The 23,993-nt window shown below is 64.7% G+C and carries 23 protein-coding genes; 13 read left to right on the top strand and 10 right to left on the bottom strand.

The genetic code is table 11. The features are described 5' to 3' along the window. The first annotated feature begins 156 nt into the window (after positions 1–156). The 4 genes from GGD65_RS04810 to GGD65_RS04795 all read left to right on the top strand — a co-directional run bounded on the left by GGD65_RS04810 (position 157) and on the right by GGD65_RS04795 (position 3,970). Positions 157–1,080: a division plane positioning ATPase MipZ gene (locus GGD65_RS04810; protein WP_018321154.1), complete on the top strand. Its 924-nt coding sequence runs from the start codon at positions 157–159 to the stop codon at positions 1,078–1,080. A 353-nt stretch (positions 1,081–1,433) separates the two neighbouring features. Continuing rightward, positions 1,434–2,294, top strand: a complete 861-nt coding sequence (locus GGD65_RS04805; RefSeq protein WP_018321153.1) for an alpha/beta fold hydrolase — start codon at positions 1,434–1,436, stop codon at positions 2,292–2,294. A gap of 133 nt (positions 2,295–2,427) precedes the next feature. Beyond that, positions 2,428–3,177, top strand: a complete 750-nt coding sequence (locus GGD65_RS04800; protein WP_018321152.1) for a hypothetical protein — start codon at positions 2,428–2,430, stop codon at positions 3,175–3,177. Positions 3,178–3,241: 64 nt separating this feature from the next. Beyond that, a complete protein-coding gene (locus tag GGD65_RS04795; protein ID WP_018321151.1) occupies positions 3,242–3,970 on the top strand; it encodes a DnaJ domain-containing protein in 729 nt (242 codons plus the stop codon). 219 nt (positions 3,971–4,189) lie between these two features. Here GGD65_RS04795 and GGD65_RS04790 read toward each other — a convergent pair whose 3' ends face one another. Continuing rightward, on the bottom strand, positions 4,190–6,028 hold the full coding sequence (locus GGD65_RS04790; protein ID WP_183234519.1) for a D-alanyl-D-alanine carboxypeptidase: 1,839 nt from the start codon (positions 6,026–6,028) through the stop codon (positions 4,190–4,192). 389 nt (positions 6,029–6,417) lie between these two features. Here GGD65_RS04790 and GGD65_RS04785 point away from each other — a divergent pair, with 389 nt between their 5' ends. Next, positions 6,418–6,756, top strand: a complete 339-nt coding sequence (locus GGD65_RS04785; RefSeq protein WP_183234518.1) for a phasin family protein — start codon at positions 6,418–6,420, stop codon at positions 6,754–6,756. 74 nt (positions 6,757–6,830) lie between these two features. On the opposite strand, the gene GGD65_RS04780 is transcribed toward GGD65_RS04785, so the two are convergent. Then, on the bottom strand, positions 6,831–8,192 hold the full coding sequence (locus GGD65_RS04780) for a TadE/TadG family type IV pilus assembly protein (RefSeq protein ID WP_092257705.1): 1,362 nt from the start codon (positions 8,190–8,192) through the stop codon (positions 6,831–6,833). Between the two features lie 482 nt (positions 8,193–8,674). Here GGD65_RS04780 and clpS point away from each other — a divergent pair, with 482 nt between their 5' ends. Together clpS and clpA are read left to right on the top strand one after the other, a co-directional pair. Then, the gene (clpS, locus tag GGD65_RS04775) at positions 8,675–9,007 is read left to right on the top strand and encodes an ATP-dependent Clp protease adapter ClpS (RefSeq protein ID WP_026202494.1); all 333 of its coding nucleotides are present in this window, start codon (positions 8,675–8,677) and stop codon (positions 9,005–9,007) included. A 282-nt stretch (positions 9,008–9,289) separates the two neighbouring features. Further along, complete coding sequence (gene clpA, locus GGD65_RS04770) at positions 9,290–11,698, top strand: ATP-dependent Clp protease ATP-binding subunit ClpA (protein WP_092257702.1); 2,409 nt, start codon at positions 9,290–9,292, stop codon at positions 11,696–11,698. A 78-nt stretch (positions 11,699–11,776) separates the two neighbouring features. Here clpA and GGD65_RS04765 read toward each other — a convergent pair whose 3' ends face one another. From GGD65_RS04765 to GGD65_RS04745, 5 genes are all read right to left on the bottom strand, one after another. Further along, complete coding sequence (locus GGD65_RS04765) at positions 11,777–12,232, bottom strand: PEGA domain-containing protein (protein WP_179738609.1); 456 nt, start codon at positions 12,230–12,232, stop codon at positions 11,777–11,779. Positions 12,233–12,361: 129 nt separating this feature from the next. Further along, on the bottom strand, positions 12,362–13,783 hold the full coding sequence (locus tag GGD65_RS04760; protein WP_183234517.1) for an MFS transporter: 1,422 nt from the start codon (positions 13,781–13,783) through the stop codon (positions 12,362–12,364). Between the two features lie 137 nt (positions 13,784–13,920). After that, positions 13,921–14,946, bottom strand: a complete 1,026-nt coding sequence (locus tag GGD65_RS04755; protein ID WP_183234516.1) for an aldo/keto reductase — start codon at positions 14,944–14,946, stop codon at positions 13,921–13,923. 112 nt (positions 14,947–15,058) lie between these two features. Next, positions 15,059–15,295: a hypothetical protein gene (locus tag GGD65_RS04750; protein WP_183234515.1), complete on the bottom strand. Its 237-nt coding sequence runs from the start codon at positions 15,293–15,295 to the stop codon at positions 15,059–15,061. A gap of 92 nt (positions 15,296–15,387) precedes the next feature. Beyond that, on the bottom strand, positions 15,388–16,344 hold the full coding sequence (locus tag GGD65_RS04745) for a helix-turn-helix domain-containing protein (protein WP_183234514.1): 957 nt from the start codon (positions 16,342–16,344) through the stop codon (positions 15,388–15,390). 196 nt (positions 16,345–16,540) lie between these two features. Between GGD65_RS04745 and GGD65_RS04740 the strand changes: the two genes are divergently transcribed. Next, positions 16,541–17,557, top strand: a complete 1,017-nt coding sequence (locus GGD65_RS04740; protein WP_183234513.1) for a carbon-nitrogen hydrolase family protein — start codon at positions 16,541–16,543, stop codon at positions 17,555–17,557. A 28-nt stretch (positions 17,558–17,585) separates the two neighbouring features. After that, positions 17,586–18,626 (top strand): phenylacetaldoxime dehydratase family protein, encoded by a 1,041-nt coding sequence (locus tag GGD65_RS04735; RefSeq protein WP_183234512.1) that lies wholly within the window; start codon positions 17,586–17,588, stop codon positions 18,624–18,626. Here GGD65_RS04735 and GGD65_RS04730 read toward each other — a convergent pair. Further along, positions 18,623–19,261 (bottom strand): HAD family hydrolase, encoded by a 639-nt coding sequence (locus GGD65_RS04730; protein ID WP_092257682.1) that lies wholly within the window; start codon positions 19,259–19,261, stop codon positions 18,623–18,625. The two genes, GGD65_RS04735 and GGD65_RS04730, sit on opposite strands and share 4 nt — an antisense overlap. 76 nt (positions 19,262–19,337) lie before the next feature. Here GGD65_RS04730 and GGD65_RS04725 point away from each other — a divergent pair, with 76 nt between their 5' ends. From GGD65_RS04725 to tsaA, 4 genes are all read left to right on the top strand, one after another. Beyond that, a complete protein-coding gene (locus tag GGD65_RS04725; protein ID WP_092257679.1) occupies positions 19,338–20,303 on the top strand; it encodes a lytic transglycosylase domain-containing protein in 966 nt (321 codons plus the stop codon). Positions 20,304–20,457: 154 nt separating this feature from the next. Beyond that, complete coding sequence (locus tag GGD65_RS04720) at positions 20,458–21,198, top strand: AzlC family ABC transporter permease (protein WP_018321136.1); 741 nt, start codon at positions 20,458–20,460, stop codon at positions 21,196–21,198. After that, positions 21,195–21,545, top strand: coding sequence for an AzlD domain-containing protein (locus tag GGD65_RS04715; protein ID WP_018321135.1), 351 nt, complete (start codon positions 21,195–21,197; stop codon positions 21,543–21,545). The genes GGD65_RS04720 and GGD65_RS04715 overlap by 4 nt, the downstream gene beginning before the upstream one ends. 32 nt (positions 21,546–21,577) lie before the next feature. After that, a complete protein-coding gene (gene tsaA, locus GGD65_RS04710) occupies positions 21,578–22,069 on the top strand; it encodes a tRNA (N6-threonylcarbamoyladenosine(37)-N6)-methyltransferase TrmO (protein WP_183234511.1) in 492 nt (163 codons plus the stop codon). A 111-nt stretch (positions 22,070–22,180) separates the two neighbouring features. On the opposite strand, the gene GGD65_RS04705 is transcribed toward tsaA, so the two are convergent. Both GGD65_RS04705 and GGD65_RS04700 read right to left on the bottom strand, forming a co-directional pair. Further along, positions 22,181–22,606, bottom strand: coding sequence for an HIT domain-containing protein (locus GGD65_RS04705; RefSeq protein WP_018321133.1), 426 nt, complete (start codon positions 22,604–22,606; stop codon positions 22,181–22,183). 64 nt (positions 22,607–22,670) lie between these two features. Continuing rightward, positions 22,671–23,942: a GNAT family N-acetyltransferase gene (locus GGD65_RS04700; protein WP_183234510.1), complete on the bottom strand. Its 1,272-nt coding sequence runs from the start codon at positions 23,940–23,942 to the stop codon at positions 22,671–22,673. Positions 23,943–23,993: the final 51 nt, after the last annotated feature.

The raw sequence follows: 23,993 nt of genomic DNA, 5'->3' as shown, positions 1-23,993 counted from the left end.
CGCGATGTCGCGACATTGTGGCTGGATCACAGACGAAAGACGACGCCGCGATTCATGAAAAACGGCGCAATACGATTTGCATTACCTGTCACGCATTTCACTTGACCGCAGACGCGGCCAACTCGAAGATATTCATCAGGGGTGTTGAGGATCGCCATGCTTGTGCAGGCTAGCCAAGGCCAATCCGGCTCGGCGCATGTAGTCGTGCTCGGCAACGAGAAGGGCGGTTCCGGCAAGTCGACCACCGCCTTGCACATCGCCGTTGCGCTCCTGAAGGCGGGCCAGCGCGTCGCTACCATCGACCTCGACTGCCGTCAGCAGAGCTTCACCCGCTACATCGGCAACCGCTCTGCCTGGGCGCGCCGCACCAAGCTCGACCTCGAACTGCCGGTGCATCGCTGTATCAAGCTCGGCGAGACCATGCAGATCGCCGAGAACGAGAATTCCGAGTTCCAGCAGTTCATGGAGGCGGTCTCGGCGGTCGAGAGCAGCTTCGACTTCATCGTCATCGATACGCCGGGCACCGACAGCTATCTGATGCGGCTGGCGCACTCGATGGCCGACACCCTGGTCACGCCGATCAACGACAGCTTCCTCGATTTCGACGTGCTCGGCACCGTCGATCCCGCCAACTACGCGGTGACGGGCGAGAGCCATTACGCCGAGATGGTGCGCGACGTCAGGCGCAAGCGCCGCCAGCTCGACGGCTCGACCACCGACTGGATCGTCGTGCGCAACCGCCTGTCGATGCTCGGCTCGCGCAACAAGCAGCTCGTCGCCGAGGGGTTGAAGGATCTGTCGCTGCGGCTCGGCTTCCGCTACGTCGACGGCTTCGCCGAACGCGTCGTCTATCGCGAATTTTTCCCGCGCGGCCTGACCGCGCTCGACGAGATCGACGAGGCCACGCTCGGCATGCGCCCCAATCTCGGCCATCTCACCGCACGGGAGGAGGTGACGAGCCTGCTCCGCCAGCTCAAGCTGCCGCTGGACGAGCGCGGCCGCCGCCGCGCCGCCAACCGGGCCGAGTGGTTCAACCAGGTCGACAAGCCGCTCGAGGTCCACGACATCCTCGGCGCCTGAGCCGGCGGTATGCCACTACTTCCGATCGATCCGATCGATCTGAGGGCCGGGCTCTCCAGGGAACTGCGGCCCTGTTTCGCCGTTTTCACCTTACGTTGACCGTGAAATTGAACCCAATTGAGACCGGTTGCGTCGGATGGTGAAGTACACCCTGACGTAGCCTGGCGAGGACGGGATGCCCATAAAACGTGTGCGGCGCACAATGAAAGGGCTGCCGGTTCACAATATTTGGCCTTCCTGTCACGCGCCTGTGACATATATTAGCGAATAGGCGACAAGGGGCCGAAGAGCCCCGGAAGAACACGATTTTCAACAGGGATTCAGGCCGCAAGAGCCTGAGGCTGAGGACGAAAATGAAGCGTGGAATTGCCGTTCTGGTTTCGGTCAGTGCTCTCTGCGGCATCGCCTATTTCACGGCGAGCAAGTGGGCGATCAAGCACGAGACCATTACCTTCTACGACGCCTCGCGCGACAATCGCCCGGTGCCCGTCGACATCGCGGTGCGTCGCGACAAGGAAATGCAGGCCAATGCCGGCATGATCACGCTGCCGGTCGCGGTGATCAATCACGGCAACACCGTCAAGAACACCGAGTACGGCTTCCTCGCCAACATCTTCGCTGCGCGCGGCTACATGGTCCTGAGCCCGCAGCATGACTTGCCGACCGATCCTCCGATGGTGACCAAGCCCGGCGAACTCTATGTCGGCCGGCTGCCGCAGATCCTGCGCGGTGTCGCCAACATTCATCTCGCCGTGCAGGAAATGAGGAAGCTTCAGCCCAACGCCGACTACGACAAGGTCACCATGGTCGGCCATTCCATGGGCGGCGACATCACCATGTATTTCGCCAAGCAGTATCCGGATGAGGTCAAGAAGGTCGTCACGCTCGACAATCTGCGCGTACCCTTCGTCACCGCCGGCAAGTTCAAGATCCTGTCGTTCCGCTCCACCGATCCGCAGTTCAAGGCCGATGCGGGCGTGATCCCGACGGATGAGGAATGCGAGAAGGCGGGTATCCAGGTCGTGAAGACCGAATTCCAGCACAACGACATGCGCGACACCGGTCCGGACGTCGCCAAGAACTCGATCCAGGGCATGCTCGACAAATTCCTGAGCGCCACCGACAGCGAGATCGCGCCGGTCGACACGCAATCCTCGCCGCCCAATATCCTGGAGCCCGGTCCGGTCGCCTTGATGGGGCCTGCCAAGAGCTGACGTCTTCTCCCTGACGGTCCCTCATCGTCAGTCACGATCTGCAAAGCCCCCGCCAGCCTCTGCCGGCGGGGGCTTTGCACATTGACCGGGCAGCTTGCGCTAACCACATTAGCTGCCCACGCAGGGTCAAGGCATGTCGGGCGAACCCATCAAACCGCGCAGCGGCGATGCCGTCTCGGCGCAGGCAGGCCGCGCGGTGCCGCAGGCCGGAACGTCGACTGCGGAAGACATCGCCGCCTTCGTTGCCAAGGCGCAGGCGATGTCACCGCATGCGCCGGGCGCGAAGGGGCGGCTGATCTTCGCGCTGGATGCGACCATGAGCCGGCAGCCGACCTGGGACATGGCCTGCGCGCTGCAGGCCGACATGTTTCGCGAGACCGCCGCGCTCGGCAGTCTCGACATCCGCCTGGTCTATTATCGCGGCTTCAACGAGTGCCGCGCCACGGGGTGGATCTCCGACAGCACCAGGCTTGCGGCGTTGATGAGCAAGATCGATTGCCGCGGCGGCGACACTCAGATCGGCAAGGTGCTGACCGAGGCGCGGCGCGAAGCGGTCGCATCGGGCGTGCGCGCCGTCGTCTTCGTCGGCGATGCCATGGAGGAGAAGGTCGACGAGCTCTGCGCCAAGGCCGGCGAGCTCGGCATGCTCAAAGTGCCCGTGTTCGTGTTTCAGGAAGGTCATGATGCCGTCGCCGAGCAAGCGTTTCGCGAGATCGCGCGCCTGACGGGTGGCGCCTGGTGCCGCTTCGATCCGGGCGCGGCGGCGCAGTTGCGCGAGCTGCTGCGGGCCGCTGCGGCCTATGCCGCCGGCGGTCGCGAGGCCCTGTTGAAACTGGCGAAGACCGCGAGCGGCGCGGCCAGGCTGATCGGCCAGATGAAATAGCGCTCAGGCATCGCGGCGAGGCGTATGCCATGCATTTTGCCGCGAGGGCGACTATATTCCGGTCATGACCCTGATCGCCGGCGCTGTCGCTGTTATCACGCTTTATCTGCTGCTCCAGATGTTCCGAGCCGCCAACCCAGCGGTGCTGGCGAGGGCCATCAGGTTCGGTGGCGGCGTGGTGGCGCTGGCGGTCGCAGCCTTCACGGGCTTGCGGGGCGAACTGGTGGTGGCGATCCCGCTCGGGATTTTCGGCGCCGGCCTGCTGGGCTGGACACCGCTGGCAAACGCCGGCTTCGGCAATGTCGGCGGGCTGTTCGGCGGCGGTGGTGCTGCGCCGGCGTCAGGGCAGTCCTCACGCGTGCGCTCGCAATTCCTGGATATGCGGCTCGACCACGGCTCTGGCCAGCTCGGCGGGCAGATCGTCGCCGGGCCTCACGCCGGGCGCGATCTCGGCGAGTTCGATCTCGCTAGCCTGCTGGCCATGGTCCCGACATTCGACGCCGAGAGCGTGGCCTTACTTGAAAGCTATCTGGACCGCCGGTTTCCCGCCTGGCGTCAGAACGCGCAGAGCGATGCGGCAGGGGGGCAGCGCCGCACGGCGGCGAGCGGCAAAATGACGGCGGAGGAGGCCTATCAGATCCTTGGCTTGCAGCCGGGGGCGGGGCGTGACGACATCAGCCGGGCCCACAAGACCCTGATGAAGAAACTCCATCCCGACCAGGGGGGGTCGAACTACCTCGCGGCCCGTGTAAACGAGGCCAAGGATACTCTGCTTCGTACGCATAACGGCTAACTCCGGCACCACGCTACAAACGCCCGTACCGCGTGAGCTCCGCTTGCTCTGTCTGCCGTCGCCCTGACACCCGCCATTGTCGGCGTGGTTGATCTCTTGAGTAAAGTTTTAACCGTAAATCCTTGACGAGAAGTTGTCGCGGAACTGGCATCGAGACCCGCCAAAAACAAAAATGCCCGCGGCACAGCGCGGGCATTTTGATCGGAGCGTTGCGAAAGATCAGTTGCGGACGGTGATGCAGGAGATGTCGGCGCGCTTCAGGGTACGGCAGACGGCTTCGGCCTGGTCGCGCTCAAGCCCGGCGAAGCGGGCGCGATAGAGCTTGCGATTGTCCTTGGCGACGACCTCGGTGAACGGATCGGCCTTGCTGAGCAGGCCGCGGGCCGAGCTGCGCGCGGCGTCGATGCGCTGCTGGGCTTCGTTCTCGCTCTCGAGCGCGCCGACCTGGACGATCCAGCCGCTGTGAGTGACGACCGGCTTGGTGGTGGCGCTCATCTGGATCGGCATCGGATCGGCGGAGGCCAGCTTCGGAGCGGCCGGGGCGGGCGCGGCAGCCGTTGCGGCCGGCAGCACCCCGAGGATGCCGTTGCCGGTGCCGAAGCCCGCCGGCTGCCGCGGCAGCTCGGTGCGGGCTACCTCGGCCTTCGGCGCTTCCGGCTGGCTGACCACCTCGGGCTTGTTGATGAGATCGGCCCGGGCGACGACGGCGGTGGAGGTTTCCGCGACGTCGGAGCGGGACGAAATGGCGTTGGTGACCGGCGGTGCGACCTGAGCGGGGGCAGCGGAGGCGACCTTCACGGCGCCGGCCTTGACCTGAACCGTCTTGACCCGAACCGGCTTCATCGGCTCGGACGAGCCGGGGATGATCGAGAGCGGCTGGCTCGAGATCACGCCATTGGTGAGCGGCGCCGGCTCGATCCTGGATTCCGTCGGCCGAACTTCAGGCTTGGCTTCGGACCTGGGCTGGGCCGGCGGCACCGCGGCAGTCGCAGCCGCGAGCGTCGACAGGCGTGCGGCCAGACGCGACGGAGCGGCTTCAGGAGCAGGGGCAGAGGCCGCCTGAACCTGAGGAACAGCGCGGGCCGGGATAGGCGACGCATCGGCGACCTCGGTGCTGGCGTCAGCGCCGTTGCGCTCCGTGACCGCGGCGACGGTGTGGGTGGTCGCGCCCTTCTCAAGATTCTCCGCGAGCAGGTTGCGCATGATCGCATCGCGCGAGCCGCCGCTGCGGCCGCCGAGCACGACACCGATCAAATGACGGTTGCCGCGGCGCATCGAGGTCACGAGATTGAAGCCGGAGGCGCGGGTATAGCCGGTCTTGATGCCGTCAACGCCCTCGACATTGCCGAGCAGGTGATTGTGGTTGCGGATCGACTGTCCGCGCCAGTTGAAGGTCGCGGTCGCGAAATAGCGATAATAGCGCGGGAAGCGCTCCTGGATGGCGCGGCCGAGCGTAGCCTGGTCGCGCGCGGTCGTGACCTGCTCGTCGTTGGGAAGGCCGTTGGCGTTGCGGTACACCGTCTTGGACATGCCGAGCGAGCGCGCCTTGCGCGTCATCATCTGGGCGAAGTCGTCCTCGTCGCCGGCGATCGCTTCCGCGATCACCACCGCGGCGTCGTTGGCGGAGCGGGTGACGAGACCCTTGATCGCGTCCTCGACACGGATGGTCTGGCCGGCACGCAAATTCAGCTTGGTCGGATCCTGATCGGCGGCGTGCTGGGACACCGGCATCTCGGTGTCGAGCTTCATCTTGCCGGACTCGAGACGCTCGAACAGCAGATAGAGCGTCATGATCTTGGTGAGCGAGGCAGGGTGACGGATGCCGTCCGGGGCGTTCGACTGAAGCACCGCGCCGGAATTGCCGTCGACGATGATGGACGCGAATTTCGGGCTGGAGCTCTCGGACACATCGCGCTGCACTCGGTGGTGCGCGTAATGGCGGCGATGACGCCGCGCCTCGGCGGCATCGGTGGTGAAGATGACCGCGGTGGTGACCGTAAGAAGCCCGAAAACGCCAACCCGCGCCAAGCGCGAGGAAGACAAGTTTTTACGAAGCATGGAACCCCGTCCCCGTTTCTCAACTGATCACCGGCTCGTGAGGCGAAATTGTGCCCAATGGACCCGGGATCATTACCTGCTCAGGCTGTCCCTCCGCTGGTGTTCGCCGCGGGGGACGTTGGGCCTGAACCGCTATTCTGGCTAAGGTGATGGTCTCAAACGGCTTTTGACCGTCTGCGGAAGTTGAACACGTCCAGGGAATCAGGGTAGGGGCCCGCGGTTTCCAAATGCTTAAAGAACCCTTGCGGGAAACCCCGGGAATCTCCGCGAAGTGAGTCCAAATTTGTGCGTCGCACAAAGATTCTTGACTTTTTTGTGCGTTGCACTAATTGTGGGCAGAGTCAGGGAGCCGGGGCTTCCCGACGAGAGCCAGGGAAAAGGATTCCGAAATGTTCAAGGTTGAAGACTTTCAGAACTACGGGAAAGAGCACTTCGAGCAGTACGTCGCCTCAGCGACCTCGGTGCAGCACGGCCTCCAGGCGATCGCCAGCGCCTATGGCGACTATACGAAGAAGTCGTTCGAAGACACCAAGTCCTTCGTCGAGAAGCTTTCCGGCGTGAAGTCGCTGGACAAGGCCATGGAAGCGCAGACCGATTTCGCCCGTTCCTCCTACGAGACCTTCGTTGCGGAATCGCAGAAGATCGCCGGCCTCTACAACGACCTCGCCAAGCAGGCGTTCAAGCCGGTCGAGACCATCGTGTCGAAGTTCACCCCGGCTGCTCAGTAAATTTTTCAGGACGTCCTGGAATCGAAAAGCCCGGCTGAACCAGCCGGGCTTTTTGTTTGCACGCGCTCGATCCGTCAGCGCGCCACACGCAGCTTCGACAGCGAGGTGCCGATGTCCTTGAACACCGAAACGGTCTGGCTGGCCGACGTGACGAGATAGAACTTGTCGGCGCTGCTGGCGCAATATTGCAGCACGCTCGAGGTCGGATCAGTGCCGGTGTTCACCTGCACCGTGTAGATCGTGATGTTGTTGGGCTGGGCCTTGGCATTGTCGCACAGCTTCTTCTCCCGCGCGTCGATCTGCGAGGAGTCGCTGTACCAGCGGTTCTGCGTGTTCATGCCGTCGGAGAGCAGGACGATTGCGTCCTTGTAGGTGTAGTTGGTGTCCTTGGCCGGCGCGTTCATGGGATCGCCGGTCGAGAGCGTCATCCAGCCCCAGGCGAGGCCAATGCCCTGGTTGGTGTTGCCGGTCGGGACCAGATTGCCGATCAGCGTCTTGAGCGCGGACCAGTCGTAGCTCAGCGGCATGATCGGTTGGATGTAGGCCGAATTGCTGGAATTGCAGTACGAATACTGCTCCGCCGGGAACAGCGTCGACGAGTTGCTGATAACCGGAGTCGTATTCTTGGTGTCGTAGTCCTGATCGCGGTCGGTGACGCATCCCGTCCATTTGTTGTGGTTCTTCGGCGTCCACGTCTTGCCCGCGCTGACGCAGCCCGACTGTTGCTTGTACCAATTGTCGCTGCAGCTGCCATTCACCGCTTCCCAGTCGCTCCAGTCGATCCAGGACTTGTCATAGTTGCTGCTGCCGACGTTGACGTCCTTGGAAAACGGAACCACCGAGATGTAGACGTCGCCGTTGGTCTTGGCGAGCGTGCTGAGCTGGTCGACCAGGTTCTTCGCGGCCGTCTGCATGGCCGGCATCTTACCGTCGTCGGCCATCGATCCCGTGACGTCGAGCACCAGGGCCACGCGCATGCGCGTCAGGCCCCAGGCGCTGGTGGAGGTGGTGTCGATGCCGAGTGTCGGGAAGCCGGCGATCTTCATGAAGCTGGTCGTGTAGGTGCCGGTTCCGGTGAGCTGGATCGTCGAGCCGATGCTGGTGCTCGCGGTATAAGTGGCCCCAACGGTGACCGATGGCAGGGTCGTGGTGTTGGTGAACAGGGCATTGAAATAGGTTTGCGCCTTGCTGCTGATCTGCGACGTCGTGATCGTGCCGGCCGACAGGTCCCTGGAGAGCATCAGCGCGGTGGAGTCGAGGGCCGACTGCATGGAGGCGCGGGCCTGGGCGGCGCGGCTATAATCGATCGCGGCACCGACGAAGCTCAGCACCGGGACCAGCGCGATGGCGAAGATCACGGCGATATTGCCTTGCTCGGCCGCTGCAAAGCGGGCGAATAGTCGACCAAGGCGGCTGACGAGGGGCGGGCGAGACATGACAATCCCCGAAATCTGTGTTTGCCCGATTTCGCGCCACGCCATTGAACGGCAGGTAAATTGGACCGTAGAAAACCGGAGCGACCCGCGTGAAACCGCCGCAGCCGGGTTAACAGCCGGGGTTCCTGGTCAACATGTTCTAAACGCGCGGCGGCGAAATTTTTGTCAAATCGGTCCGGATTGTTTAACCTTGCTCCCGATCGCCCGGACCGGGAATCGGGACTGCTGTGGCCGCATCGGCCGGACCTTTGCACGCTTGCGGCGGGCCGGGGGCAGGCCCATATTGCTGGCGAACGATCCGGCTTGGACCGGATTGTCGGGAGCGGCGATCCAACAAGGCGGCGCGCCTGCGCCAGGCTCCGAAGGGCGGGGTCGTGCGGCGACTGCCATTCGCTTCCAAGGGGAATTTGAACGCCTGAGCCATGCCGCAATTGACTTCCAGACTCGACCTGTCCGCCCCAGCCGCTGCCTACGCTCCTCGCATGAGCAATGACGAGAACCGTTCGGGCAACCCCTCGGGTCCGAACACTTCGGTCATTACCAAGGTCAAGCCCAAGACCAAACGGCCGAACCTCTACCGCGTGCTGATCCTGAACGACGACTACACGCCGATGGAGTTCGTCGTCCACGTGCTGGAGAAGTTCTTCAACAAGGACATCGAGGCCGCGACCAAGATCATGCTGCACGTCCACCATCATGGCATCGGGGAGTGCGGCGTGTTCACTTACGAGATCGCCGAGACCAAGGTGACGCAGGTGATGGATTTCGCCCGCAAGCACCAGCATCCGCTGCAATGCGTGATGGAAAAGAAATAGTCGCCGGTCGCGTTCCTTAGAGTGGTTCTGTTCGCGTGGCGTGTGATGGCAGCACAACCTGCTGCATGATCCGGTGAACTTCGGCGCCGGCGTCAACCCTGCCCAAATGGGTAGTCTGCCCAAATCGGAACGGGTTTTGCATCGAAAATACCGCGGGTGTGTCGCTGCCGGAGTCGCGGAACCGGTCTTTCGCCGCGGTCTTGTATAACTATATGTGACAAAGGTTGTTGTTGCCTGACCGGGCGATCACGACCATGATGGTGGGGGCCATAGAGGACGCGAATGCCGACTTTTTCCCAAAGCCTTGAACAATCCCTGCATCGTGCACTGGCGATCGCAAACGAACGTCATCACCAATACGCGACGCTCGAGCATCTGTTGCTCTCCCTGATCGACGACTCCGATGCAGCCGCCGTCATGCGCGCCTGTAGTGTCGATCTCGACAAGCTCCGCACGAGCCTGGTTAATTATCTTGAGACCGAGTTCGAGAATCTGGTCACGGATGGCGCCGACGACGCCAAGCCGACCGCCGGCTTCCAGCGCGTGATCCAGCGCGCCGTGATTCACGTGCAATCCTCCGGCCGTGAAGAGGTGACCGGCGCCAACGTGCTGATCGCGATCTTCGCCGAGCGCGAGAGCCACGCCGCGTATTTCCTGCAGGAGCAGGACATGACGCGCTATGACGCGGTCAACTACATCAGCCACGGCATTGCCAAGCGGCCTGGCGTCTCCGAGGCGCGGCCGGTGCGCGGCGTCGACGAGGAGACCGAGACCAAGGGTGCCGAAGACGCCAAGAAGAAGGGCGAGGCGCTCGAGACCTATTGCGTCAACCTCAACAAGAAGGCGCGCGACGGCAAGATCGACCCGGTGATCGGACGCAACTCCGAGATCAACCGTGCGATCCAGGTGCTGTGCCGCCGGCAGAAGAACAACCCGCTGTTCGTCGGCGAAGCCGGCGTCGGCAAGACCGCGATCGCGGAGGGCCTCGCCAAGCGCATCGTGGACAGCGAGGTGCCGGAAGTTCTGGCGGCTGCCACCGTGTTCTCGCTCGACATGGGCACACTGCTCGCGGGCACGCGCTATCGCGGCGACTTCGAAGAACGCCTGAAGCAAGTGCTGAAGGAGCTCGAGGCGCATCCCAACGCCATCCTGTTCATCGACGAGATCCACACCGTGATCGGTGCCGGCGCGACGTCGGGCGGGGCGATGGATGCCTCGAACCTGCTCAAGCCGGCGCTGGCCTCGGGCACCATCCGCTGCATGGGCTCGACCACCTACAAGGAATACCGTCAGCACTTCGAGAAGGACCGCGCGCTGGTGCGGCGCTTCCAGAAGATCGACATCAACGAGCCGACGGTCGAGGACGCGATCGCGATCCTCAAGGGTCTCAAGCCGTACTTCGAGGACTACCACCGGCTGAAGTACACCAACGAGGCGATCGAGGCCGCGGTTCAGCTCTCCTCGCGCTACATCCACGACCGCAAGCTGCCGGACAAGGCGATCGACGTGATCGACGAGTCCGGTGCGGCGCAGATGCTGGTGGCCGAGAACAAGCGCAAGAAGACCATCGGCATCAAGGAGATCGAGACCACGATCGCCTCGATGGCGCGGATTCCGCCGAAGAGCGTGTCGAAGGACGATGCCGAGGTGCTCAAGCATCTCGAGCAGACCCTGAAGCGCACCGTGTTCGGCCAGGACAAGGCGATCGAGTCGCTCGCGGCATCGATCAAGCTGGCGCGTGCCGGCCTGCGCGAGCCGGAGAAGCCGATCGGCTGCTACCTGTTCTCGGGTCCGACCGGCGTCGGCAAGACCGAGGTTGCAAAGCAGCTGGCGGCAAGCCTCGGCGTCGAGCTGTTGCGCTTCGACATGTCCGAGTACATGGAGCGGCACACCGTATCGCGCCTGATTGGTGCGCCTCCCGGCTATGTCGGCTTCGACCAGGGCGGCTTGCTCACCGACGGCGTCGACCAGCATCCGCATTGCGTGGTGCTGCTCGACGAAATCGAGAAGGCGCATCCCGATCTCTACAACGTGCTGCTCCAGATCATGGATCACGGCCGGCTCACCGACCACAACGGCAAGCAGGTCAATTTCCGCAACGTGATCCTGATCATGACCACGAACGCGGGGGCTTCCGATCTCGCCAAGCAGGCGTTCGGCTTCACGCGCTCCAAGCGGGAAGGCGACGACCACGAGGCGATCAACCGGCAGTTCGCGCCGGAATTCCGCAACCGTCTCGATGCCATCGTCTCGTTCGGCCATCTCAGCGTCGAGGTGATCGGCACCGTGGTCGAGAAGTTCGTGCTTCAGCTCGAAGCCCAGCTCGGCGACCGCGACGTCACCATCGAGCTGTCCGAGCCCGCCAAGGCCTGGCTGGTCCAGCATGGTTACGACGAGCAGATGGGCGCACGTCCCATGGCCCGCGTGATCCAGGAACACATCAAGAAGCCGTTGGCTGACGAGGTGCTGTTCGGCAAGCTGAAGGGCGGCGGCCACGTTCGCGTCATCTTGGTCAAGGACGAGGCTGACGAGACCAAGGACAAGATCGGCTTCGAATACGTCGAGGGGCCGGTCACGCCGAAGCAGGAGAAGCTCCCGGGCACCCGCAAGCGCCCGCCGGGCAAGTCCAAGCCGGGCGGCCCCGGCGGCTCGAAGGGGCCGACCTCCAAGGGCCCGCTGGTCAAGGCTTGATCGGCACGCCATGAGAATTGAAAAGGCCGGCTGAAAAGCCGGCCTTTTCATTGATGCGATGTCGTACCGCAGAACGGCCTACGTACCGGCCTCCGGCGCGCGCGGCGGCAGGGGCCTCTTCGGAGCGGCCGGCCGGGCGCCGCGGGCAGGGACCGACGGCTGCATCGTTACAATGACCGGGTTTGGCTTGTGATCGGTGGCCGCCCCCGTCGCGGCGTCGACCCCCATGCCGACGACGCCGCCGAGCAAGAGGTTGCCGGCGAAGCCGGTGGCCCCGGTGCCTGAAACTTCCTTGGTGAGCTGCACCGTCTGGGATTGATAGCCTTCCTTCTCGAAGGTGATCGTGATGTCGGCGTTACGCTTGGCGACGATGGCGCAGGGTGTGGTGCAGGTGGTGGGCACTTCGAGCCCGGAGACCATGGCTTCCACGCCTGACGGTGTCGATGAGATGCTGATGTTTTCGGTCGTGCCGCGCGTCACAGACGCGCAGCCGCCCAGCATGACGCTGAGCGCCACAATTCCCAATGAACGCATGAAGTGCCCCTTATTCCCCACGCCAATCAAGCGCAACCGGAGCGCGAGGGCAATAGGTCATTGGTCCGGATAGTTAAGCCACGCAGGGGTTGTGCACGGGAATGGCCGGTACCTGGACGTGGGGCTCCGTCAGTCGCCCCGCAGGCGCTGATCGTCCTGCACGCGGACGTGTTCGGCGCCGCGCGCGCCAACCGGAGACAGCCGCAGCATGCTCAGCACCGCGCCGCAGAGTGCAAACCCGACGCCTGCGAGGAGCGCCAGCCTGGTCCCCTCAACCGGATACCGTCCGAGCAACAACGCGACCAGTGCGGCGCCGGTGGTCTGGCCGAGCAGGCGCGCCGTGCCGAGCATGCCGCTGGCGCCGCCTGCGCGCTCGCGCGGGGCGGCAGCGATCATGGTGCGGTTGTTGGGCGTCTGGAACAGACCGAAGCCGGCGCCGGCCAGCGCCATGCGCCAGATCACGTCGAACGGTGCGGGGTCTGCGGGCAGGAAGGCGAGCGCGGCAAGGCCGCAGGCGAACAGCGTGAGGCCGATGCCGCCGAGCAGGCCGGCCGGATAACGCTCGACCAGGCGGCCGGCGAGGGGCGCTGCGAACGCCACGGCGATCGGCCATGGCGTGATCAGGAGGCCCATATGGACCGCCGAATAGCCGAAGCGGCTCTGGAGGTAGAAGGGGATCGCGACGAAGGCCAGCATCTGCCCGCAGAACGAGGCGATCGAGGTCGCGATCGACAGCGCGAACACCGGGATGCGCAACAGGTCGACCGGCAGCAGCGGCGAGGTCATGTGGGTTTCGCGCCAGATCAGCAGCGCGCCTGCGACGATGGCGATGGCGAACTGCACGAGGCAGGTGATGGCGGCCTCGCCATGACCGACGCTGTCGACGGCCGCGATCCCGACGCCGAAGGTGATCGCCGAAAGCCCCGCGCTCTGCCAGTCGAACGAATGGCTGGCGGGCTTTGTGTGCGGCAGGCTGCGCAGGCCCAGCACCAGCGTCACCGCGCCGAGCGGCACGTTGATGGCGAACAGCCACGGCCAGCTTCCGACCGCCAGGATGCCTGCGGCGAGCGTCGGGCCGATGGCGGCCGAGAAGGCGACGACGAGCGCGTTGAGCCCGATGCCGCGACCGAGCTGGCTGCGCGGGTAGGTGAAGCGCACCAGCGCCGCGTTGACGCTCATGATGCCGGCCGCGCCAAAGCCCTGGATGATGCGCGCGACCGTGAGCAGCGGCAGCGTATGCGCCAGCGCGCAGAAGGCGGATGCCAGCGTGAACAGCACCAGCCCGACCAGATAGACGCGGCGATAGCCGACGATCTCGCCGAGCGAAGCCAGCGGCAGCAGCGAGATCGTGATCGCGAGCTGGTAACCGTTGACGATCCAGATCGAGAAGGCTGGACTGGCGTCGAGGTCGGCCGCGATCGTCGGCAGGGCGACATTGGCGATGGCGCTGTCGACCACCGCCATGATGATGCCGAGCGCGATGGTCAGCACCGCCTGGTTGCGCTGCGGCTGCGGCAGGCCGTCGGCATGCTCGATGGGGGCGGACGACATGATGGAGGCGCGCTTGATTCGAGCCGTGTTTCATCTCCGAATAGGAAATTGCCGGATTGACGGCAACCCGTCAGGCTTTCCGCAGTTCCCGCAACGGAAGCACTCGTAACGGCTCGGCAAACACAAAGATTCTTGCGCTAGACCGCCGGCGGATTGCGGTCGGTAAAGGTCGTGCGCTGGTGCCAATAGGGGTATGGCAGCGTCACCTTGCTCGCGGCGTCGAGCTTGGCAATCTGGTCCTTGGTCAGCGACCAGCCGACCGCACCGAGATTTTCGCGCAGCTGCGTCTCATTGCGCGCGCCGATGATCAGCGTCGATACGGTCGGGCGCTGCAGCAGCCAGTTGAGCGCGATCTGCGACACGCTCTTGCCGGTTTCCTTCGCGACCTCGTCGATGGCATCGACGACACGATAGACGTGCTCGTCCGGCACGGGCGGGCCGAACTCGGCGGTCTTGGGCAGGCGGCTCACCTCGGGCTTCGGCTGGCCGCGGCGGATCTTGCCGGTGAGGCGTCCCCATCCGAGCGGCGACCAGACCACGGCACCCAGCCCCTGGTCGAGGCCGAGCGGCATCAGCTCCCATTCGTAATCGCGCCCGATCAGCGAATAATAGGTTTGGTTGGCGACGTAGCGCGGAAAGCCGTGCTTGTCGGCAACGGAGAGCGACTTCATCAGGTGCCAGCCCGAAAAATTCGAAACGCCGACATAGCGGATCTTGCCGGCGCGCACGAGCGTATCGAGGGTCGCGAGCACCTCCTCGGGCGGGGTGAAGGCGTCGAAGCCGTGGAGCTGGAACAGGTCGATGTAGTCGGTGCCGAGCCGGCTCAGTGAACCGTCGATGGCTGCGAGCAGATGCTGCCGTGACGAGCCGATGTCGTTCGGGCCATCGCCGAAGCGAAACGTGGCCTTGGTCGAGACCAGCACCTTGTCGCGGCGACCCTTGATGGCTTCGCCGAGAACGCGCTCGGACTCGCCGAGCGAATAGACATTCGCAGTGTCGAACATCGACACGCCGGCTTCGAGGCAGATGTCCAGCAGGCGCCGCGCTTCGGTCGCGTCGGTCGTGCCCCACGCGGCAAGGCGGCCGACGCCGCCGAACGTGCCGGTGCCAAGGCTCAAAGCGGGCACCATGAGGCCTGACCGGCCCAAGCGTCGGTATTCCATCGATATGCTCCTCGGCTGGCCGCTGATTGATCGTTGCCGCCTTGCACCGAGGTTAGCGCAAGCGGGTGCCTTGTCCTATCACGCGCTCACATACCGGCCTTGCTTGGACGCCCTAATCGTGCCGAAGCATGTCGTCGAATGCGGCATCAACGATGCGCGGGCCGACAATCTTCGCCGAAAATTTCGCCTCGTCCTTTGCCACGGGTAGGGGAGCGCAGCCGAGTTCACGATTGCGCGTCTGCTGCGGCAGGAGAGTCAAACCCCATCCCACCACGACCAGCACGGCGAGACGGAGAGCGATGACGCTCAGTAATAGTTCCGTTCCGCTGATCGTGGACTGAGTCCTCATGCGTGGCAGCCTGATCCCCGCGGCAACACAAGACAATCTGGAATTGGCGAGCGTTGCCTTCGTCCAGGACGAAGGCTTGCGAAGATGGCTGCTCAGTGCCGCAACTGGCTCTGCCTGAAGTCGCGCGGCGACATCCCGAAATGCTCGCGGAAGACCCGGCCGAAATGCGAGAGGTCGTTAAAGCCCCAGGCGAAGGCGATCTCGCTGATGTGGCGATGGACGAGCATGGGCGAGGCGAGGTCGCGCCGGCACTGCGCAAGGCGCTCGGCGAGGACGTAACGTTGGAACGAGGTCTCCTCGTCGGCGAGAAGGTCGTTCACATAGCGCGGCGAGATGCCGAGCGCGGCGGCGGCCTCCGGCAATGAAAGGTCGGGGTCGGCGAGATGGGCGCGGACATGCGCCTTGAGCCGGTAGATCAGCGCGGAGCGATGGGTCGAAGATGGCAGCGACGTCTTGCCGAGCCGCTCGCTCAGCGCCATCGCGAGCAGGTCGACCGCCTGTTCGGACAGAACGGCGGCGTTGCCAGGGGCGAGCCGGTCGGCGCTCTGGCAAAGCCGGAAGATGAAATCATAGGCGAGCCGCTCGAGCGGTGCCTCAGTGCCGAACGACATCGCCGTCAGCGTCTCCGTGCCGCCGAGCCGCCGCTGCAACATCTCGCGCGGCACCTTGAAGATGGTCTGCGTGAAAGCGTCGTTGAACTTCAGCTCATAGGGGCGCGTGGTGTCGTAGAGCGCGAACTCGCCGGGATGAACCACGGTCTCACGGCCGTCTTGCACCACGCCGCCATCGCCGCGATGGCCGAGCGCGACCAGGACGAAATCCTGATCCGAGCGCGCGATGCGGGAGGGCGTGCGGAACACATGCTGGCGGTCGGAGCAGACCTCGGAGCACACCGCCTTGCCGAGCGCGGCTTGCGTCACCGAGCCGCGAAAGGCGCTGCCGAGATCGGACTTGCAGTCGAGCCCGACGAAGACGTCGCAGACGATGTCCTGCCAGAGGGCGAGCCGCCGGTAGCCGGGGCTGCCGTCCGTCGTGAACTGGATTGGCATCGGCAGGCCTCCCTTTCACATCCAGCGAAATCGCATGTTGGCGCAGATCCAGCCCGATCCGAGGCAAAACCCGTACCGGGCCGAAATCCTGGCCGGTCGAGTTTTTGTTCCGCCGCGGTCGAGCGTCCGATTGCCCGCTTTGGCCCAATAGACTGCATCGGAGATGGCTTCCGATCAACCGGCAATGGAGGCGGCAATGGGCATCGAACATCCGAAATACAAGGTGGCGGTGGTGCAGGCGGCGCCGGCCTGGCTCGATCTCGACGCCTCCATCGACAAGTCGATCGCGCTGATGCGGGACGCGGCCGAGAAGGGCGCCAGGCTGATCGCTTTTCCCGAGGCTTTCATCCCCGGTTACCCCTGGCATATCTGGATGGACTCGCCGGCCTGGGCGATCGGCCGCGGCTTCGTGCAGCGCTATTTCGACAACTCGCTGTCCTATGACAGCCCGCAGGCCGAGCGCTTGCGTGATGCCGTGCGCAAGGCCAAGCTCACCGCCGTGATCGGCCTGTCCGAACGCGACGGCGGCAGCCTTTATCTCGCGCAATGGCTGATCGGGCCCGATGGCGAGACCATCGCCAAGCGCCGCAAGCTGCGGCCGACCCATGCCGAGCGTACCGTCTACGGCGAGGGCGACGGCAGCGATCTCGCCGTGCATGCGAGGGCCGACATCGGCCGTCTCGGCGCGCTGTGCTGCTGGGAGCATCTCCAGCCGCTGTCCAAATACGCGATGTACGCCCAGAACGAGCAGGTGCATGTCGCGGCCTGGCCGAGCTTCTCGCTCTACGATCCCTTCGCGCCGGCGCTCGGCGCCGAGGTCAACAACGCCGCCTCGCGCGTCTATGCAGTGGAGGGCTCCTGCTTCGTGCTCGCGCCTTGCGCCACGGTCTCGCAGGCGATGATCGATGAGCTCTGCGACCGGCCGGACAAGCACGCGCTGCTGCATGCCGGCGGCGGCTTTGCCGCGATCTATGGTCCCGACGGCAGCCAGATCGGCGACAAGCTGGCGCCGGGTCAGGAGGGGCTATTGATCGCCGAGATCGACCTCGGCGCCATCGGTGTTGCCAAGAACGCGGCAGATCCGGCCGGGCATTATTCGCGGCCCGACGTGACGCGGCTGCTGCTCAACAAGAAGCGGTACCAACGCGTCGAGCAATTTGCGTTGCCGGTGGACACCGTCGAGCCCACGGACATTGCCGCGGCAGCGAGCTGATCACCGAGATCGAGAGGAGGGTACGATCATGGAATCTGCAATTCCTCAGCATCTCGAGACCCAGCGCACGCGCCACAAGCGCGTGCCTGATGATTACCAGCCGCCATATCCGTCCTTCGTGGCGCGCTACAAGCCGACAGTGAGCCGCGTCGTGATGGCTTACTTCGGCGTGCAGTATCGCGGCGCGGCGCCGGCGGCCGCAACGGAGGCGCTTGCCGAAATCGCGGGGCGGTTCGCTGCGCAAGGCGGACCCTCCCATTGGGATCGCGCGCGCTATGTCGATCAGGCCGGCTATGAGACCATCGTCTCGGTCGCCTATTGGGACACCATTGCGCGCTTCGATGCCTGGCTCGAACCGGCACGCGCGGCATGGACCGGGAGGCAGCGCGACGGCGTCGGCACCTTCATCGAGGTGCTGCGTCCCATTGTGGCGCGGCACGAGACGCTGTTCTCTTCGCCCGACCGGACCGAAGGTGTCGCGGCTATTGCCGGCGGCATGAGCGGCGAGGTGCAGGAGCACGCTTATTGGGGCGGCATGCGCGACCGTATCCCGCTGTCGCAAACCGACGCGATGACGCCCGGCGGCGCGCCGGAGCTGATCCGGGACGGCGCGCGGCTATGCGTGAGGGCGCACGACAATCTCTGCCTGATCAGATCCGGACAGGATTGGAGCGATACCGAGGCATCGGAGCGAAAGCTCTATCTCGACGATGTCGAGCCGGTGCTGCGCGAAGGCATGGATTTCCTGCGCGACGACGGTCTTGCGATCGGCTGCTATGCCAACCGCTACATGCAGGTGCTCCAGGCCGACGGCCGCGTGAGCGAAAAGTCCTACGGCCAGAGCTGGTGGAAGAGCCTGGCGGCGCTCGAACGCTGGGCGGAGTCGCATCCGACCCATGTCAGGATTTTTGGCGCGGCGATGAAATATCTGTCGACGCTCGGGCCGTCAGCCAAGCTGCGGCTCTATCACGAGGTCACGGTGGCGGCCGCCGACGAGCAGTTCTTCGAATATCTGGACTGTCACCCGAAGACCGGGATGCTGGCGGCGATCGAGACGGTCATCGCTTAGACGACGCAGTGGCCGAGCAGCTCGGGATGTGCGGCGCAGATGTGATGCGCGCCGGCGTCCCTGAGCTCGGTCTCGCTGCCATAGCCATAGAGCACGCCGATCGCGGTCATGCCGTTGGTGCGGGCGCCGATCACATCGTGGCTGCGGTCGCCGATCATGATGGCGCTGCTCGCGTCGACCTTGGTCTCGTCGAGCGCGTAGCGCAGCAGGTCGCGCTTGTCGACGCGGGTGCCGTCGAGCTCGGAGCCGAACACACGCTCGAAGTACGGCTTCAGGCCGAAATGATCGACGATGCGGGTGGCGTAGACCGCGGGCTTGCTGGTTGCGACGAACATCCGCGGCGTCGTGGCGGCCACCGCGGCGAGCGTGTCGTGGATGCCCTGATAGAGCGCATTCTCGAACAGGCCGACCTCGGAAAACCGCTCGCGGTAGAGTAGCAGCGCCCGGTCAGCAAGTTCGTCGGTTCCGACGAGCCTCTTCAGGCTGGCATGCAGCGGCGGCCCAATGCACCAGGTCAGCTCGTCCTGGCTCGGGACCGGCTGGTCGAGTTTTTTCAGGGCATACTGGATCGAACCGGTGATCCCGGGCTTTGGATCGGTGAGTGTGCCGTCGAGATCAAAATAGATTGTCCGCATTTTGGCCGAGCTCAGCGTTGATTGTTCCGGCCGTTGCTAGTTGCCTTGGGGCCCGAGTTCAAGGGCTTGGAGCGAAATGCAGCTTGGTGGGGTCCAGAAGCTGATCTGGCAGTTGCTCGTGGCAGCGTTCGTCTGCACGCCGGCGCTGGCCGAGGACGCACCGGTTCCTCCCACGCAGCTCGGCCCCGAAGCCCCCGCAAAACCGTCGCCATCGCCCGATTCGGCGCGCGAGAGCGACACGCGGGAGTCGATCTGCCTGATCATCGAGGCCGCCGCGCGCGATGCCAATCTCCCGCTGGAATTCTTCGCCCGGGTGATCTGGCAGGAAAGCCGCTTCCAGGCCGACGCGGTAGGCCCGACGACACGCAGCGGCGAGCACGCACAGGGGATCGCGCAGTTCATGCCGGGCACCGCGAGCGAGCGCGGTCTGCTTAATCCGTTCAATCCGGTGCAGGCATTGCCGAAGTCGGCAGAGTTTCTGAATGAGCTGCGCAACCAGTTCGGCAATCTCGGCCTTGCGGCCGCCGCCTACAACGCAGGTCCGCGGCGCGTGCAGGAATGGCTCGCCGGCACCGGCGGCATGCCGGAGCAGACCCGCAACTACGTCTACGCGATCACTGGGACGAGCGTCGATGCCTGGGCCAAGGCGGGTGCGACCGGCAAGGGCCCGCCGAGCGCGCCGCCGACCAGCTGTCGCGACCTGATGGCGCTGCTCAAGCGCGCGCCGAATGCTTTCGTCGCCGAGCTCGAGCAGCATGTCGAGCTGGCGGCCGCAAAAGCCTGGGGCGTGCAGCTCGCCGCTGGTTTCGACCGCAACAGGGCGCTGGCGATGTATTCCCGCGCCGTCACGCGGCTCGGCACCGCAATCGGCGACCACGATCCGAGCCTTTTGAGCTCGGTGATGCGCAGCCGCGGCACCCGCGCGTTCTACCAGGTGCGCATCGGTGCCGACACGCGCAGCGAGGCGGATGATCTCTGTAACCGGATCCGGAAGGCCGGCGGGGCGTGCTTCGTGCTAAAGAATAAGGGCGTGAGCGGGTAGCTCCAATCGTCATTCCGGGGTGCCCTCTTGGGCACGAGCCCGGAATGACAGCGGTGGGGGTGGCGCGCATGCCAGCCCCGCCGCCTGTTTCCTTGACGCGAGCCGCCGCATCGCCCGTTATGCAAGCACGATTCCTCACCCGGCCAAGTCTTCCGTGGCGCTCCCTCCGCTCGATTCACCGCAATGGAACAGCCCCTGGCTTGCTTTCGGCTGGGGGCTGCGCTCGATCACGCAGACGATCCTCACCATCGTGCTGTTCGTGACCTATCTCGGTATCGGCGCGCTGGCCCATGACACCCATTTCAGCCTGGTCTGGGCGCTCGCCTCGACGCTGTTCGTCTGGGCGGGGCCGGCGCAGATCATCCTGATCACCACACTGGGCTCCGGCGCCACCATCATCCAGTCCGCGATCGCGGTGACCGTCAGCGCTATCAGGCTGTTCCCGATGGTGGTCTCGGTCTTGCCGCTGATGCGCACGCCGACGACCAAACGGCGCGAGCTGGTCTTTGCCGCGCATCTCACCGCGGTGACGTTGTGGGTCGAATGCCACCGCTTCCTGCCGCTTGTGCCGCGTGAGCGGCGCATCGCCTTCGTTCACGGGCTCGGCTGTGGCCTCGTCTCGGTGTGCCTCGTCGCCAACACGGTCGGCTATTTCCTCGCCGCCAACCTGACCCAGACGCTTGGCGCGGCGATCCTGCTGCTGACGCCGCTGTCCTTCCTGTTCTCGACCGCGCGCAACAGCCGCGAGGTCGCCGATGTCGTCGCGCTCGTGCTGGGCATCTTGCTGTATCCGCTCGCCGCGAAGATGAGCTCCGGCGTCGATATCCTGATCAGTGGGGTGGTGGCCGGCACGATCGCCTATGGCGTGCATTGGTGGCGCGAGGTGCGCGCATGAGCTTTGCGCAAGCGATCGGCGACTGGCACGCGCTGGCGGTGCTGTTCGTCGCCGGCGTTATTCCCAATCAGATCTGGCGGATGCTAGGCCTGTGGTTCGGCGGCGGCATCGACGAGGGCTCCGAACTGCTGGTCTGGGTGCGGGCGGTCGCCACCGCGATTCTGGCCGGCGTCATCGCCCAGATCGTGGTCGAGCCGCCGGGGGCGCTGGCGAGCGTGCCCGATACCCTACGCTATGGCGCGGTTGGCGCTGGCCTCGTCGTCTTCCTGCTGACCCGCCGCTCGATCTTTGCGGGCGTGGTGACCGGTGAAGTCTTCATGCTGGCCGGCAAGTGGTGGTTGGGCTAAAACCGCCGGCGAACGGTCAAGGAACAGGAAATATGGTTCGCGAACAGGAGCTCCGCGAGGGCGAGGTCGCCATCGAGCTGCCACCGACGCAAGATGCCGGTCTCGTCTTCATCGGGCGTATTCGTACGCCCTGGACCTCGCGGCTGGAGACGCCGCGGCAGGGGCGTCAGGATGGTCCGATCTGCCGGCTCAAGATCTTCGAGCCGTTCGTGCCGGCCATCAAGGGGGTCGATTTCTACAGCAATCTCGAAGTGCTCTACTGGCTCGACCAGTCGCGCCGCGACATCATCCTGCAGAGCCCGAAGAACAACGAAAAGACCCGCGGCACGTTCTCGCTGCGCTCGCCGGTGCGGCCCAATCCGATCGGCACGTCGATCGTGAAGCTGGTCGGCATCGAGGGCAATGCGATCCTGGTGCGCGGTCTCGATTGCATCGACAACACGCCGCTGATCGACATCAAGCCCGACCGCTGCGAGTTCACGCCATTGGCGGCGCCGCAGCCGGGGGATTTCGAGACGGAGTAATCTGTCATTCCGGGGCGCGCCGAAGGCGCGAGCCCGGAATCCATCAGGCGTCAGCGTCGGTGGTGAAATGGATTCCGGGCTCGCGCCAAGGGGGCGCGCGCCGGAATGACATCAACCCTTCAACGCCGCGATCAGTCTCGCCGCGTGCTCTTCCAATACCTTTGCGTCTTCCTTGCGGCTGGCGGGCGGCAGCATCGCCACGCCGTCGTGGCGCGGCATCACGTGCATGTGCAGGTGAAACACCACTTGTCCGCCGGCGGGCTCGTTGAATTGCTGGATGGTGATGCCGTCGGCCTTGAACGCCTTCATTGCAGCCGCCGCGATTTTGTGCGCGCCGCGGGCGACGTGGGCGTAGTCGTCAGGCTTGATGTCGAGGATGTTGCGGGCAGGGGCCTTCGGGATCACCAGCGTGTGGCCAGGCACGCGCGGCATGATGTCGAGGAACGCGAAGACGTGCTCGTCCTCATAGACCTTGGAGCAGGGCAGCTCGCCGCGCAGGATCTTGGCGAAGATGTTGTTGGTGTCGTAGGCGGTCATGGCGGCTCCCCAAGAAATTTGCGCTTGGAATTTTGCGCTTACTGTCACCAGCCGCGGCAAACCGTCAAGGCGCCTCGTCAGCGCCTTTCCGGAACGGGCCGAGCCCGGCAAGCTCCCGTCCGGCCTCGGCGACATAGGCGCGCTCGCGCTTGAGGTAATCGTCGATCGCGCGGCGCAGGCCGGGATCGGCGATGAAGTGCGCGGAATGGGTGGTGCGCGGCAGGTAGCCCCGCGCGATCTTGTGCTCGCCTTGCGCGCCGGCCTCGACATGGGTAAGGCCGCGTTTGATCGCGAAGTCGATCGCCTGGTAATAGCAGACCTCGAAATGCAGGAACGGGTGATGCTCGACCGCGCCCCAGTTGCGGCCAAACAGCGTGTCCGAGCCGACGAAGTTGATCGCGCCCGCGATCCAGCGATTGTTGCGGCGGACCATCACGAGCAGCACGTCCTCGCTCATGGTCTCGCCGATCAGCGAGAAGAACTCGCGCGTCAGATAGGGACGGCCCCATTTGCGCGACCCGGTCTCCATGTAGAACATGAAGAACGCATCCCAGGCGTCCTCGGTGATGTCCTTGCCGGTGAGCCAGTGGATCGTGATCCCGGCGGGAAGCGCGTCGCGCCGCTCGCGCTTGATCGACTTGCGATGGCGCGAGTTCAGCGTCGCCAGGAAGTCGTCGAAGCCAGTAAAGCCCTCATTGTGCCAGTGGAACTGCTGGTCGGTACGCTGCAGGAAGCCGTGCTCGGCGAGCAGCTTCCACTCGGCCTTCTGTGCGAAGGTGACGTGGACGGAGGAGGCCTTGCTGACGCCGCAGAGCGCCACCAGCCCGCTCGCCAGTGCGTCCATGATGCGCTCGTGATCGACGCCGTCACGGACCAGCAGGCGCGGGCCTGTGGCCGGCGTGAAGGGAACCGAGACCTGGAGCTTCGGATAGTAGCGCCCGCCGGCGCGCTCATAGGCGTCCGCCCAGCCGCGGTCGAAGACGTACTCGCCTTGCGAATGCGATTTCAGATAGCAGGGCGCGACACCGGCGACGCGGCCGTCGACCTTGGCCACGAGATGCCGCGGTCCCCAGCCGGTGCGGATTGTCGCCGAACCGGATTTCTCGACGGCGGACAGAAAGGCGTGCGAGACGAAAGGGTTATAGGCGGGTTTTAAGAGGCCGAGGGAGTCGCCTGGAAGTCCAGATGAGGTTCCCGCGCCAAGCCCGTTGCAGGCCTTTTCGTTAAGAGCCTTTTCGCTAAGAGCCTTGCCGGGATTGGCACAGGCGTCCCAGTCCTCCGGGGATACCTCACCAATCGAAGGTACGGCCTCGAGCGTGATTTCGGATGATGCCATTGTTGCCCAAGATCGTGCATTGCAGCAGCGACTTCAAGGGGCGGGAACGCA

The organism is Bradyrhizobium sp. CIR18, from assembly GCF_014198295.1.
Lineage (GTDB): Bacteria > Pseudomonadota > Alphaproteobacteria > Rhizobiales > Xanthobacteraceae > Bradyrhizobium.
This window is presented reverse-complemented; position numbering and strand designations above follow the sequence as displayed.